Raw genomic sequence first — 13,437 nt, 5'->3', positions numbered from 1 at the left:
ATAGGGGGACCGGCGAGCCTCGGAAACCCTCTGGCGGCGCGCGAAAAGCTGTCATAGGCTCGACCTAGGGTCGAGCTGCGCCAGGAGCGCATCGACGATTGCGAGGGGGTCCTGGTGCTGTCGCGTCCGCTTGTGCTTGGCCTGCTGATCGCCGGGCTCTCCGCATCCTCCGCCCTGGCCGAGGACGATGACGCTCAAACCGGCTGGCGGCCGCAGTTCACCGCCAGCGTCCCGGCGGACAAGATGAAGGCCGCTTTCCCGAAGGGGGCGACAGAGAGCGGCCAGGCAGCGCTGGATTGCGTCGCCGCGACCGGCGGAAAGCTGGTCGACTGCAAGGTCGCCAAGGAGGAGCCCGCCGGCCAGGGCTTCGGCGCCGCGGCGCTGTCGGTGGTGGGTTATGAACGCATCAAGCCGAAGGACAGCGACGGCGCCTCTGTCGTGGGCCGGCCCGTGCGCACGCACTTCAGCTTCCTCGCCCCCGGCGACGCCAATCCGAACTGGCTGCGCAAGCCGACCGCCCAGGACATCGCCAACGTCTTCCCCAAGAAGGCGCTGGCGGACGGCGTCGGCGGCAGGGCCGTGATCGGCTGCGACGTGACGGTCGAAGGCTTCCTTCAGAACTGCAAGGTCCTGAGCGAGTCGCCCAAGGACTACGCCTTCGGCGCGGCGGGCCTGCAGATCACCCCGCAGCTGCGCATGACGCCGATGATGCGGGGCGGCAAGCCCGTGCCCGGCGGCACGGTCAATATCCCCATCAACTGGGGCGCCCCCAACCCCGGTTCGGACTTCAACAGCACGCCGGTCGTCCTCGATCCGCCCTGGACCCGCGTTCCGACCCAGGCCGAGCTCAACGCGGCCTGGCCCAAGAGCGCGGCGGGCGCATCGCACGCCCAGGTCGCCCTGCGCTGCGTCCTGGTCAGGACAGGCCAGCTGCGGTCCTGCAACGTCATCTCCGAAGAGCCGCGCGGCAAGGGCTTCGGGCGCGCCGCCCAGGACCTATCGAAGCTTTTCCAGGTCAATGTCGATCCCACCGACAAGAAGCTGCGCGACTACAAGGTCGATGTGCCGTTCCGCTTCCGCGATCCGGCCCAGCCCGACAATCGCAGGCTGACCAAGCCGCACTGGACCGCGATGCTCACCGCCGAGGGCATGGCGGCGATCTATCCGGAGGCCGCGATCAAGGCCAAGGTGATGTCCGGCCAGGGCGCGGCGACCTGCGTCGTCACCGCCGAGGGACGGCTGGCCAACTGCGAGGCCGCGCGCGAGAACCCGGCGGGCTTCGACTTCGGCGCGGCCGCCGTCAAGGCGGCGTCGGCGATGCGCATGAACCCGTGGACCAAGGAAGGCGACACTCTGGACGGCCTGAAGGTCACGGTGCCGTTCCAATTCAGCTTCACCGACGACATGCCCGCCGAGTCGGCCAAGCCCGCGCAGGGCGGTCAGCCCTGAGCCTCGGGCAGCCCGGCTGATCGCCGGGCCAGCTTTCCTCGCCTTGCGAAAAGGGGGCATGAGGCGTAACGGAACGCCGCTCCGCGATCTGTCGCGGACCAGAGTTTTCAGGAGAGCGCGATGGGTTACCGGGTCGCCGTGGTCGGCGCGACGGGCAATGTGGGCCGCGAGATGTTCAACATCCTCGAGGAAGTGAAATTCCCCGTGGACAAGATGCACGCCATCGCCAGCCGCAAATCCATCGGCGTCGAGGTCTCGTTCGGCAACCAGATCCTCAAGTGCGAGGACCTGGAGCAGTTCGACTTCTCGACGGTCGACATCGTGCTGATGAGCGCCGGCGGCGCGATCTCCAAGGCCTGGGGCGAGAAGATCGGCGCGGCCGGCCCGATCGTCATCGACAATTCCAGCCACTTCCGGATGGACCCGGACGTGCCGCTGGTCGTGCCGGAAGTGAACCCCGAGGCGGTCAACTCCATCCCCAAGAACATCATCGCCAACCCCAACTGCTCGACGGCGCAGCTGGTCGTGGCCCTGAAGCCCCTGCACGACGAAGCCAAGATCAAGCGGGTGGTGGTCTCGACCTACCAGTCGGTCTCGGGCGCGGGCAAGGAAGGCATGGATGAGCTGTGGGACCAGACCAAGGGCGTCTACGTCCTGGGCGCCCCGCCGCCGAAGAAGTTCACCAAGCAGATCGCCTTCAACGTCATCCCCCACATCGACGTCTTCCTGGACGACGGCTTCACCAAGGAAGAGTGGAAGATGACCGCCGAGACCCAGAAGATCCTGGATCCGAACATCCAGCTGGTCGCCACCTGCGTGCGCGTGCCGGTCATGGTCGGCCACTCCGAAGCCGTGAACGTCGAGTTCGAGAGCCCGCTGGACGAGGACGAGGCCCGCGAGATTCTGCGCGACGCCGACGGCGTCGTCGTGGTCGATAAGCGCGAGGACGGCGGCTACATCACGCCCAAGGAAGCCCAGGGCGAGTTCCCGGTCTATGTGTCGCGCATCCGCAAGGACCCGACCGTCGAGAACGGCCTGGTCTTCTGGTGCGTCTCGGACAACCTGCGCAAGGGCGCGGCGCTGAACGCGGTGCAGATCGCCCAGCTTCTGCATGACAAGGGCCTGATCAAGCAGAAGACGCCAGCTTAAGGTCTATTGATACCGATCTCCCCGGCGAATGCCGGGGCCCAGATGGAAGAGCGCTGAATCGCCTCTACGGATTCAGCGCCCTTCCCACGCCCCCTTCGTCCTGAGATCTGGATCCCGGCATTCGCCGGGAAGGTCGGGTGGGTTTTTTGATCCGGATTTCCTGGGCCGGATCCCAGATTTTCCCGAACCACCGCAAGATGTCGGCGGACGACGGGCTTCCCATCTGACAGAAGCCTCCCGAAAGGTTCGGACCATGCCACCCAGTACGCGAAACGAAAGCCGCTCGGCCTATCTCGCCGGCGTCGCCTGCTATTCGCTGTGGGGCTTCCTGCCCCTCTATTTCCACCTGCTCGCCAACCTTGGCGTCGGCTCCTGGGAGATGATCGCCCACCGGACGCTGTGGTCGGTCCTGTGGGCCGGCGGTCTGGTGCTGCTGGCCAAGCAGGGCGGTCAGGTCGCGCGGGTGCTGCGCCAGCCCAAGACCCTGGGCGTGCTGGCCCTGTCGACCCTGGCGATCTTCGGCAACTGGACGATCTACGTCTTCGCGGTCAACGCCGGCCACGTGATCGAGGCCAGCCTCGGCTATTACATCAACCCGCTGATGAACATGGCCGCCGGCGCCCTGCTGTTCCGCGAGCGCATGACGACCGAGGGCAAGGTCGCGATCGGTTTCGCCGCCGTCGGCGTGGCGATCCAGACGATCGCGCTCGGTCACCTGCCGATCGTCTCGCTGGGCCTGGCCCTGACCTTCTGCGTCTATGCGATCCTGCGCAAGCAGGTGAAGGCCGACGCCCAGACGGGTCTCTTCATCGAATGCGCCTATCTGGCCCTGCCCGGCCTGCTGTATGTGCTGTCGCTGCAGGCCAGCGGCCAAGGTCACTTCGGGACCGGCGCCGGCGTCACCGCCCTGCTGGCCCTGGCGGGCCCCGCCACGGTCGTTCCGCTGGCCCTGTTCGCCTGGTCGGCGCGCCGTCTGCCCCTGTCGGCGGTGGGCTTCCTGCAGTTCATCGCCCCGACGCTGCAGTTCGCGATCGGCGTCGCCCTCGGAGAGCCGTTCACCGCCCTTCGCGCGCTGTCGTTCGTGTTCATCTGGCTGGGCGTGGCGACCTTCGCCTATGGGGCTTGGAAGAAGACCCGGGTGCTGGCGGCCGCCTAGAAGCGGTGGGCGATCCCGACCACAAGCTCAAGGTCGGGCGTCTTCCGGTTCAGGCCTAGGTAGGCTCCCGCGTCCAGCTGGACGTCCTTCAGCGCCGCGGGCGTCCAGGCGGCGGTCAGGTCGAAGCTGGCCTTGGTCACCCGGCCGCTCGGATCGTCATCGACATCGACCCAGAGCTCGGCGCCGAGGTTCACCGGCCCCACCGCGCGCCCAACCCCGCCGGCCAGGGCGTAGGCGGCGTGGCGGCCCGAGCCCGAAGCGTTGGCTCGAGCGTCAATCTCGGGCGCGAGGCTCAGCGACCAGACCTCGGAAATCGGTACGGAGATTGGCGCGATCACCCCGCCTTGCCAGACCTCGGCGCTGATCCCGTTCGCGCCCGTGGGCGCTGTGACAAACGGCTGAAGGGCGACCGACAGACCCTCCCCATCGGGATTCTTGAGCGACCAGCGCAACGCCAAACCAAGATCGCCTGAACCCGAGACCCTGGAGGTCGCGCCCTGATCCTTGGTCCTAACCCACTGGCGAGGCGTCCAAGTCAGCTGGCCTTCGACGACATCCGTGAGCCCCAACCGTAGCTCCAGCGCGCCATAGGATACGTCATCCACCGAAACGCCGCCGCCTCGGCTAAAGAGCGCGTCCGCCGCGCTGACCTCGACCTGGAACCGGCCCTTGTCGAGCACGCAGGGGGGCGAGCCCTTTCCCGGCCGATCGGCGCAGAAGTCGCGCTCCTGCGCGCGCGCGGCGCCGGCCAGCGCCAGGACAGCCAGGACGATCAGGGCGGTGCGGACCATGGGTCTCTCCTTCGAGACCCCGCCTAGGCTCAAAGCCTCAACGACACGCTAAAGGCAGGCGTAGGCCGCATCGATCAGGCGCACGGCGCGGGGATCGCCGATCAGCGCGGCGCCCTGCTTGTTCATCACATAGGCCCCCGACACGCCGCGCGTCGGATCGGCGAAGGCGCACGAGCCGCCCCACCCCGAGTGTCCGAACGCCTCGGCCGTCGGGCCATAGAAGAAGTTCGGCTCGTTGCGCATGAAGCCCGCGCCCCAGCTGATGTCGTAGGGCAGGACGAGGTCCCGGCCGCGGATGCGCTCGGCGATGGCGGCCTTGATCCCGGCGGGCGTGATCAGCGAGCGGCCGTCCAAGGTCCCGCCGCTGGCGAGGGCCCCCATCAGCCGCGCCAGGGCCGGCGCGGTGGCGTGGCCGTTGGCCGAGGGGATCTCGACCCGCCGCCACTCGGCCGCGCCCTTGCCGCCCGGCGAGGACCAGGGCTTGAAGAAGGCGGCGGTCACGGCGGCGTTGATCTCGCCGAATTGCGGCATGGCCGTCGGACGCATCAGGTCGGCGACGCGGTCGTGCTCGCTGTCGGGCAGGCCGATCCAGAGGTCGAGGCCCAGCGGCTGGCAGATGTCCTCGCGCAGCGCGGCCCCCATCGTGCGGCCGTCGACGCGGCGGAAGATCTCGCCGGCCAGGTAGCCGTAGGTCACCGGGTGATAGCCGCTGGCCGAGCCGATCGGGAACAGCGGGGCCATGGCCGCCAGCTTGGCGCAGGTCGCGTCCCAGTCGAACCAGATGGCGGGGTCTGTCTCGTCCGGGAAGCCCGACAGACCCGCCTGGTGCGACAGGGCCTGCTCGACCGTGACGTCCTGCTTGCCGGCCTGGGCGAACTCCGGCCAGACGTCGGCGACGCGCTGGTCGTAGGCTAGGCGACCCTCATCCACGAGGCGCGCGACCATCAACGCCGCCACGGCCTTGGTGGTCGAGAACAAAGCCGTCAGGGTGTCGGGGCCGAAGGCGACCTCGCGCTTGCGGTCGGCGAACCCGCCCATCAGGTCGACGACGATCTCGCCGTCAATCGCGAACGAAAAGCGCGCGCCCAGCTCGCCATTGTCCTGGAAGTTGGCCTCGAAGGTGTCGCGGACGCGCGCGAAGCGGTCAGGGCAGAGGCCGGTGATCTCGGTCATGTCTTAAGCCAACCGTTCGATGCGGACAGAGGGAGAGGTTTGCTTCAGGCGCGCGCCCATGGCCACGATCGGCAGCTCGGGCGCGTTCCATAGCTTGGCGGCGGCGACGGTCTCGGCCACGCCGCCGACCGCGCGGGCCAGGCCGTGGGACAGCGTCTGGCCCTCGACCACCGCCGCCGCATAGAGCGCGGTCAGCAGGTCGCCGGTTCCGTTCGGCGCCGTATCGATCTGGGCGTGCAGGGCCAGCCAAGCCTCGTCGGCGGTCGCCAGGACCGCGCCGATCTCGTCGCCGCGACGGACCGACGAGACCAGCACCGGCTTGCCCAGTCGCCGCGCGGCGCTCAGGGCGGCGGCCGGTTCGCGGGCTTCCTCGCCCGTCAGCCACCCAAGCTCCCAGGCGTTGCAGGCCACGAGGTCGGCGCGGGGAACCAGCAACGCGCGGATCGCCTCGGCGGTCTCGGCGGGGACATAGAGGCCCTTGCCCTCGTCACCCACGGTCGGGTCGACAATGATCGTCGGCCCCGGGGCGAAGGCCCCGTCGCGCGGCGCGGCGCGGACGGCGTCGATGGCGCGCGCGGCGGCCTCGACCTGGGCCGGACTGGCGAAATAGCCGGTGATGACGAGATCGGTCAGGCCGAACAGGCCGTTGGCCGCGATCCCTTGCAGCATGCCTTCGAAGATCTGGATCGGCGTCGCCGCGCCGCCGGGCGCGCCCCATCCGGGATGGCGACCGAACAGCACCGTGGGGACGACCATGGCGTCGATCGCGAACGGCGCCAGCGCCGCGGCCTGGGCGGTCGCGCCGACCTGGCTGCCGGCGACGTGGCTGGAGAGGATCAAGGCGAGCGGCATGACCTAGCGATTAGCCGAGCCTTCCAAGCTTGAACAGGCGTCGAAAGCAGAAGGGCCCGCCGCGAGAGCGCGTTAGGTTTAAGTGTGAGCGGTTAAACCGCTCGAACGCGCTCTAAGTGTATGAATGAGAGCCTGTTTATCCGGTTTAGATGGTTCCATCTAAACCGGACAGGCTCTCGCGCGGCGAGCCCTCCAGAAAGCCAGGAACGCGCCGGGCTTAGTAGCGGTAGTGGTCCGGCTTGAAGGGCCCCGCTTCCGGCACGCCGATATAGTCGGCCTGGTCCTTGCGCAGCGTGGTCAGCTTCGCGCCCAGCTTTTCCAGGTGCAGGAAGGCGACCTTCTCGTCGAGGTGCTTGGGCAGGGTGTAGACTTGGTTCTGGTACTTGTCCTTGTTGGTCCAGAGCTCGATCTGGGCCAGGGTCTGGTTGGTGAAGCTGGCCGACATCACGAAGCTGGGGTGGCCGGTGGCGTTGCCCAGGTTCACCAGGCGGCCTTCCGACAGCACGATCAGCTTCTTGCCGTCCGGGAATTCCACGTGGTGGACCTGCGGCTTGATCTCGTCCCACTTGTAGTTGCGCAGGGCCGCGATCTGAATTTCCGAGTCGAAGTGGCCGATGTTGCAGACGATGGCGTTGTTTTTCATCTTCCGCATGTCGTCCAGCGTGATGACGTCCTTGTTGCCGGTCGCCGTCACGAAGATGTCGGCCTTGTCGGCGACGTCGGCCAGGGTCTGGACCTCATAGCCTTCCATCGCCGCCTGCAGGGCGCAGATCGGGTCGATCTCGGTGACGATCACGCGAGCGCCGCCTTGGCGCAGCGAGGCGGCCGAGCCCTTGCCGACGTCGCCATAGCCGCAGACCACCGCGACCTTGCCCGACAGCATGACGTCGGTGCCGCGACGGATCGCGTCGACCAGGCTCTCACGGCAGCCGTACAGGTTATCGAACTTGCTCTTGGTGACGCTGTCGTTGACGTTGATGGCCGGGAACGGCAGCTCGCCCTTCTGGGCCATGTGGTACAGGCGGTGGACGCCCGTGGTGGTCTCTTCCGACACGCCGCCGATAGCCGAGCGGATCGCCGAATAGAAGCCCGGCTTCTCGGCCAGGTACTTCTTCATCACGGCGTAGAGGGCTTCTTCCTCTTCGTTCTGCGGGTTGTCGAGGATCGAGGGATCCTTCTCGGCCTTCGGGCCCAGCACGCAGAGCAGGGTGGCGTCGCCGCCGTCGTCCAGGATCAGGTTCGGATAGCCGCCGTCGCCCCACTCGAAGATCTTGTGGGCGTATTCCCAGTACTCGACCAGGTTCTCGCCTTTGAAGGCGAACACCGGGATGCCGGCGGCGGCGATGGCGGCCGCGGCGTGGTCCTGGGTCGAGAAGATGTTGCACGAGGCCCAGCGGACTTCCGCGCCCAGGGCCACCAGCGTCTCGATCAGCACGGCGGTCTGGATCGTCATGTGCAGGCTGCCGGCGATGCGGGCGCCCTTCAGGATCTGCTGGGGACCGTACTCGGCGCGCGTGGCCATCAGGCCCGGCATCTCGGTCTCGGCGATGGCGATTTCCTTGCGCCCGTAATCGGCGAGCGAGATGTCCTTGACGATGTAGTCGGCCACGTGCGGCTCCTGCGGGATGGGATCTTGCCGCCCTTATATCCCGGTGAGCCCTTCCGAGCAATTAACGCATAAAGATATCCTTATGCGATAGCGGAGCTAGAACCCAAGCTCCGGCTGGCCCGCGCCTGGCGGCTGGTTCTCGGGCAGGTGGCAGGTGAAGGTCGAGCCATTGCCGGGCTCGCTCTCCAGCGCCACCCAGCCGCCGTGCAGCTCGACCAGCGCCTTGACCAGCGCCAGGCCCAGGCCCGGGCCGCCGCGATCGCGGCCGACGAAGCGGTCGAAGATGTGGGCCTGCACGTGGAAGGGCACGCCGCGGCCGGTGTCGGAGACGTCCAGCCGCACCTCGCCCAGGGCCCGACGGGCCGACAGGGTCACGCGGCCGCCCGGCGGAGTCTGGCGCAGGGCGTTCTCGACCAGATGATCGAGGGTCTGGGCCAGGCGCTTGGCGTCGCCGCGGATCAGGCCGACGTCCTCCTCGCACTCGACCGCAAGAGTGACCGCGCCCAGTTGGGCGTCCTTCAGAGCGCGCTCCTGGGCGTTCATCAGGAGATCCGAGACGCGGATATCCTGGATCTCCAGCGCCATCTCGCCGGCGTCGATCTGGGCCATGTCCAGCACGTCGTCGATCGAGCGGGCCAGCTGAGTGGCGGCGGCGCGGACTGCGGCCACGTGGTTGCGGCCGCGCTCGGAGAGACCATCGGCCCGCTCCAGCAGCTCGGAATAGCCGATGATCGTCGTCAGCGGGGTGCGCAGCTCGTAGGAGACGTTGCCGACGAAGTCGCGCTTCAGCCGCTCGGCCTCATCCAGAGCCGCCGAGCGGTCCGCCAGGGCGCTCTGCAGCTCGCGGGTGTCGGTGACGTCGGCGAAGGCGATCAGGGTCGCGCCGTCCGGCAGAGGCCGGCTCTGGTAGACGACGATGCGGTCGTCCGAGGTGCGCACCTCGCCCGAGGTCGGGGCGCGCATCTGCGGATCGGGATCGGCCACCCGGCCCTTCAGCTCGCGCCAGAAGGCCAGGTCGTGCAGGCGCGGCACGCACAGCTCGACTACGCCCTCGAAGTCGCCGGCCGCCTCCAGGGCGTGCGGGGTAACGTTCCAGAAGGTCTCGAAGGCTTCGTTGTGCAGGCGTAGGCGGCCGTCCGAGCCGAACACGGCCACGGCGTCGTTCAGCTTGTCCAGCGTGGCCTGCTGCACCTGGATCAGGGCGTTGTACTGAGCCTTCAGCCGCAGCTCGCCGGTGATGTCGGAATAGATCAGCAGCATGCCGCCCAGCGGGTGCGGCTGACGCACGACCTTCAGGGTGCGGCCGTCGGGCAGGTGCCAGAGGTCGTCGGCCTGGGGACCCAGGCTCTCGTAGCGGGCCAGCTCGGCCGCCTTCCACCCGGCGTAGTCGATCGTCTCGGGCAGGCGGCGGCGCTGGCGCAGGCGGTCGAGGATCTCGCCATGCGTCGGGCGATCGGCCAGCCAGGCCGGCTCCAGGCCCCATAGCTCGGCGAAGGCGGTGTTGTGGAACGACAGGCGCCGGGTGGCGCTGAAGATCGCCACGGCCTCGGCGATGTGGTTCAGGGTCTCGTCGTGGGCCTCGACGTGCTTCTTGAAGGCGTCGCGGACGTCCTCGATCTCGGTGACGTCGGCGCAGAAGACGCCCACCCCGCCGCCTTCCAGCGGCTGGGCGGACAGGCGGAACGCGCGGCGGCGGCCCTCCAGATTGACCCAGCGGATCGCTTCCTTGCGCTCGCCCTTGGCGGCGGCCTCGACGACCATGGCGTCGACGGCGCGGTCGAAGCTCTTGCCCAGCAGGGCCGGGGCCGAGGCGGCGCTGGCGCCGACGGCGCGGACGAAGGCGGTGTTGCCCCAGACGGCCTGACCGTCGGCGCCGGCGATCCAGGCGGGCTCGACCACGCTGTCGACGAAGGCGGCGAAGCGCGCGGCGGACGGCAGGCCCGCGTCGTGGCCGCTGACCGGCGCCAGGCGCAGCCAGGCCATGGCCCCGGCGGCCCGCCCCTCGACCGACACCCAGCCGCCGCGTCCGCGCGCGTCGAAGGCGCAAGGCTGGCCGCGCTCGAACAGGGCCGAAAGCTTGTGGGCGTGGTCGGGATCGGCGCCGCCCAGCGCGGCGACCACCGCCTGGACGTCGGCGGGAACGCCCAGCACCTGGGCGCAGGCGCTTAAGCCCTCGGCGCCCGCCATCAAGCTGGCCCGGCCGCCCTCGACGGCGATGACGGCGGAATCGAACGCCTCGACCCAGGCGGGCGCCTCGGCGTCGCCGCCCTGCAGGGCCAGACGCGCCTTCAGCGCCGCGATCCGCGCCTCGAAGCCTCGCCGCTGGCCGAACGCCCACAGGGCGACGCAAAGCGCGAGGCAAACCGCCCCGGCCGCCGCCGCGAGGATCAGGTCATACGAAGTCATCAAAACGGGTCGCTGCCCCAGCGGGTCTTCGAATCAGAATCCCAGATTAGTCGGGCCATGACCAGAGCGCGATCAAGGCCGCCGTGACGCGCCGTCGCGATTTACCCGAAACGGGCGCTGGCGCCGTCCGCCAATCGCTCTATGTGGAAGACCATGACCTGGTCCGATCGCCTCGCTCCGTCGCTGGACGACTTCGCCGCCCTCGGCAAGGCGGCCTTCGACGCTCTGCCCGACGGTTTCCGCCAATTGGTCGGCGACGTCGTGATCCGGGTCGACGACTTTCCCGACGAGGAGGTCCTCGACGCCCTGGGCATACCGGACCCGTTCGAGCTGACCGGCCTCTACCAAGGCGTCGACCTGTCGCAGCGGTCTGTGCTCGATTTCGCGACCCAGCCGTCGCGCGTGTTCCTGTACCGTCGGCCGATCCTCGACGAATGGGCGGAGCGTGGCGATGTCAGTCTCGGCGAGCTGATCACCCACGTCCTGGTTCACGAGATCGGCCACCACTTCGGCCTGTCGGACGACGACATCCACCGCATCGAGGATGAGGCATGAGCCCCAACTCCGGTCAAATCTTCGACACCGACACCTGGCGCGAGCGCATGGACGAGCGTTGGTTCGACACCGGCGTGGCCATGGCCGAAAAGGGCGATGTCGATCTCGTCGCGATCGAGGACGAGAAGGTCACCGCCCACGTCACCGGCAGCGTCGGCGACCTCTATGTCGTGCAGCTGTGGGCGCCGGCGGGCCAGGGAACCTGCACCTGCCCCGGCTTCGAGAAGTTCGGCGCTTGCAAGCATCAAGCGGCCGTGGTCGCCGCCGCCAACGCCGCCGATCTCGGCAAGGTCCGCGACCGCATGGCCCGCCTGCGCGACGGCCTGGCCGTGGACAGCAAGGAGGCCCTGATCGAGCGCCTGGCCGAGCTCGCTCGGCTGCAGCCGACGGTGCTGGCGGCGCTGGAGGGGCGGGGCTAGTTCAGCGCCGCGTAGGCCGCCGGGCTGACGCCGCTGGCGCGCTTGAAGGCTCGTCCAAAGCTGGACACCGACGAGAAGCCGCAGCGATAGGCGATCTCGGCCACCGGGACCGCGCCGGCGGCCAGCAGGGACTTGGCGCGGCTCATCCGGCGACTGGCGACGTAGCGATGCGGCGGCACGCCCATCGCCGCCTTGAACGCCCGGGCGAAGTGGAAAGAGCTGAGGCAGGCGATCGCCGCGAGCTCCTCGATCCCGAGCGCGGTCTCGAGGTTGTCCTCGATGAAATCCAGCACCCGTCTCAGACGACGCGGCTCAAGCCCGCCCGGCGCGGCCTCGACAAACGCGGACACATCGCCCGCGTGGACGCTGGCCAGGCGCGCGGTCAAGGCCAGGGACAGACAGTCGGTCAGCAGCCTGCCGCCCGAGGTCTCCTCCGCCAGCTCGGCCGACAGGGCCATGCCCAGTCCCAGCAGGACCTGGTCGTCGACGCCAGAGGCGTAACGGACCGAGCTGGCCGCCACCCGCCGGCTAGCCAAGCGCCCGCCAACCTCGCCGAAGCGGTCGGCGGGCAGGTAGATATGCAGGATCCGCGAAAGGTCGCCGCTGATCCGGATCGAGTCTTCACGCACGGAGGGCGGACAGAGCCAGAGCGCGCCCGTCGTCACGCGCGCCTCCTGGCGTTCGCCATCGCCACGCCGACTGACCGTGACCGAGCCGTCCCCCGCCAGGGCCAGGGTGATCTCCAGATGCTCGGACACGATGTCCGGAATCTCTCCGGCGGGATGGTTACGCATCTCGGCCGCGATGCCCGACCAGCCGCGCCCGACCGAAGACGCCAGCAGGCCCGCGTCGGGGAACTTCCACTCGCCATGTCCCGTGAACGCCACCATCTCGTCACGCATCGTCGCTCTCCGCGCCTTGCGTCCAGCCGCTGCTCGAGTTGATTAACATCCCACGGCGAGGGCGAAGCAAATTATCCGCGCCGAAAGCAAGGACCGCGCGCCGATTTGAGCAAATCCGGCACAGTCAAGCGCAAGACCGGGCAAAGCCGCCGCGCGCGCCCTTCCCTAGCCTGAGGGTCTCTTTCATCCAGGCAAGGGAGCCGACGCATGTTGCAAGACCTATCCGCATCCGGAAGCCTGGGGGGCCCCGCCCTATCCAGCCGCATCCAGACCCTGTTCGACGCTATGGAAACGGCCCTGGCGGAGGACCTCGGCCTTGAGACCCGCGAGGTCCAGGTGGTGGTCGGATCGCTGGAGCGCGCGATCGCCACGCGGACGCGGCGGGACGTTCGCCCTGGCCTGGCCGCCTGGCAGGTCAAGCGCATCGAGGGGCACGTCGCGGCGCGGATCGGCTCGTCCATCACCGTTCAGGAGCTGGCGCGGGAACTGCGCCTGAGCGCGGGGCGGTTCTCGCGGAACTTCAAGGCGCGGTTCGGCGAGAGCCCCCGCGCCTGGATCGGCCTGCAACGCATCCGACGCGCCAAGACCTTGTTGCTGGAGAGCCAAGCCGGCCTCAGCGAGATCGCCCTCGAGTGCGGCTTCGCCGATCAGGCCCACTTCACCAACGCCTTCCGGCGCGCTGTCGGCATGCCGCCGGGCGCCTGGCGGCGGGCGCGCGGCGGGCGGCTTGAGGGTCTTGGGCATGGCGGCGTTTCCGGCGCGCTGGTCGTTTCCGAATAAACCTCACCGCCGCCGGTTCTGTCAGGAGCGCGGCTTGACCCCGCGCGCTTGACGACGCTCTGCTGGGCGCGGGGAGGACCACCGTCATGGCGTCCTGGTACGAGCGCTACATCCTGCCGAAGCTGCTGTGCTGCGCCTGCGGCGCGCCGGATCGTAGAAGGCGAGATTCAGGCCGCCGCCGACGCCCAGCTCCAGC

12 protein-coding genes are annotated in these 13,437 nt (G+C 68.8%); 6 read left to right on the top strand and 6 right to left on the bottom strand.

Annotation, left to right across the window (positions count from 1 at the left end):
- The first annotated feature begins 114 nt into the window (after positions 1 to 114).
- The 3 genes from AX690_RS18990 (at position 115) to rarD (ending at position 3,754) form a co-directional block, all read left to right on the top strand.
- Complete coding sequence (locus AX690_RS18990) at positions 115 to 1,449, top strand: TonB family protein (RefSeq protein WP_066683164.1); 1,335 nt, start codon at positions 115 to 117, stop codon at positions 1,447 to 1,449.
- A 120-nt stretch (positions 1,450 to 1,569) separates the two neighbouring features.
- Positions 1,570 to 2,598: an aspartate-semialdehyde dehydrogenase gene (locus AX690_RS18985; RefSeq protein WP_066683165.1), complete on the top strand. Its 1,029-nt coding sequence runs from the start codon at positions 1,570 to 1,572 to the stop codon at positions 2,596 to 2,598.
- Between the two features lie 253 nt (positions 2,599 to 2,851).
- Complete coding sequence (gene rarD, locus AX690_RS18980) at positions 2,852 to 3,754, top strand: EamA family transporter RarD (RefSeq protein ID WP_066683166.1); 903 nt, start codon at positions 2,852 to 2,854, stop codon at positions 3,752 to 3,754.
- Here the strand turns inward: rarD and AX690_RS18975 are convergent.
- The 5 genes from AX690_RS18975 to AX690_RS18955 all read right to left on the bottom strand — a co-directional run bounded on the left by AX690_RS18975 (position 3,751) and on the right by AX690_RS18955 (position 10,585).
- Positions 3,751 to 4,545 carry a transporter gene (locus tag AX690_RS18975; RefSeq protein ID WP_066683167.1) on the bottom strand — a complete coding sequence of 265 codons (795 nt, stop codon included), beginning with the start codon at positions 4,543 to 4,545 and terminating at the stop codon, positions 3,751 to 3,753. The genes rarD and AX690_RS18975 overlap by 4 nt on opposite strands.
- Before the next feature lie 48 nt (positions 4,546 to 4,593).
- Entirely contained in the window at positions 4,594 to 5,718 is a 1,125-nt protein-coding gene (locus tag AX690_RS18970) for a serine hydrolase domain-containing protein (RefSeq protein WP_066683168.1), read from the bottom strand.
- Between the two features lie 3 nt (positions 5,719 to 5,721).
- Positions 5,722 to 6,570 carry a bifunctional hydroxymethylpyrimidine kinase/phosphomethylpyrimidine kinase gene (locus AX690_RS18965; protein ID WP_066683169.1) on the bottom strand — a complete coding sequence of 283 codons (849 nt, stop codon included), beginning with the start codon at positions 6,568 to 6,570 and terminating at the stop codon, positions 5,722 to 5,724.
- A gap of 217 nt (positions 6,571 to 6,787) precedes the next feature.
- A complete protein-coding gene (ahcY, locus tag AX690_RS18960) occupies positions 6,788 to 8,179 on the bottom strand; it encodes an adenosylhomocysteinase (RefSeq protein ID WP_066683170.1) in 1,392 nt (463 codons plus the stop codon).
- Positions 8,180 to 8,275: 96 nt separating this feature from the next.
- Complete coding sequence (locus AX690_RS18955) at positions 8,276 to 10,585, bottom strand: ATP-binding protein (RefSeq protein WP_066683171.1); 2,310 nt, start codon at positions 10,583 to 10,585, stop codon at positions 8,276 to 8,278.
- Between the two features lie 153 nt (positions 10,586 to 10,738).
- On the opposite strand from AX690_RS18955, the gene AX690_RS18950 reads away from it, so the two are divergent.
- Both AX690_RS18950 and AX690_RS18945 read left to right on the top strand, forming a co-directional pair.
- Positions 10,739 to 11,140, top strand: coding sequence for a metallopeptidase family protein (locus AX690_RS18950; RefSeq protein ID WP_066683244.1), 402 nt, complete (start codon positions 10,739 to 10,741; stop codon positions 11,138 to 11,140).
- Positions 11,137 to 11,559: an SWIM zinc finger domain-containing protein gene (locus AX690_RS18945; RefSeq protein WP_066683172.1), complete on the top strand. Its 423-nt coding sequence runs from the start codon at positions 11,137 to 11,139 to the stop codon at positions 11,557 to 11,559. The genes AX690_RS18950 and AX690_RS18945 overlap by 4 nt, the downstream gene beginning before the upstream one ends.
- Here AX690_RS18945 and AX690_RS18940 read toward each other — a convergent pair.
- Positions 11,556 to 12,461 carry a helix-turn-helix domain-containing protein gene (locus tag AX690_RS18940; protein ID WP_197426911.1) on the bottom strand — a complete coding sequence of 302 codons (906 nt, stop codon included), beginning with the start codon at positions 12,459 to 12,461 and terminating at the stop codon, positions 11,556 to 11,558. The two genes, AX690_RS18945 and AX690_RS18940, sit on opposite strands and share 4 nt — an antisense overlap.
- A 207-nt stretch (positions 12,462 to 12,668) precedes the next feature.
- Between AX690_RS18940 and AX690_RS18935 the strand changes: the two genes are divergently transcribed.
- A complete protein-coding gene (locus AX690_RS18935; RefSeq protein ID WP_082769744.1) occupies positions 12,669 to 13,241 on the top strand; it encodes an AraC family transcriptional regulator in 573 nt (190 codons plus the stop codon).
- Positions 13,242 to 13,437: the final 196 nt, after the last annotated feature.

The sequence above is a fragment of the Caulobacter sp. CCH9-E1 genome, from assembly GCF_001556515.1.
Taxonomy (GTDB): Bacteria; Pseudomonadota; Alphaproteobacteria; order Caulobacterales; family Caulobacteraceae; genus Caulobacter.
Note: the sequence above shows the minus strand (reverse complement) of the source record. Positions and strands in the feature narration are given on the sequence as shown.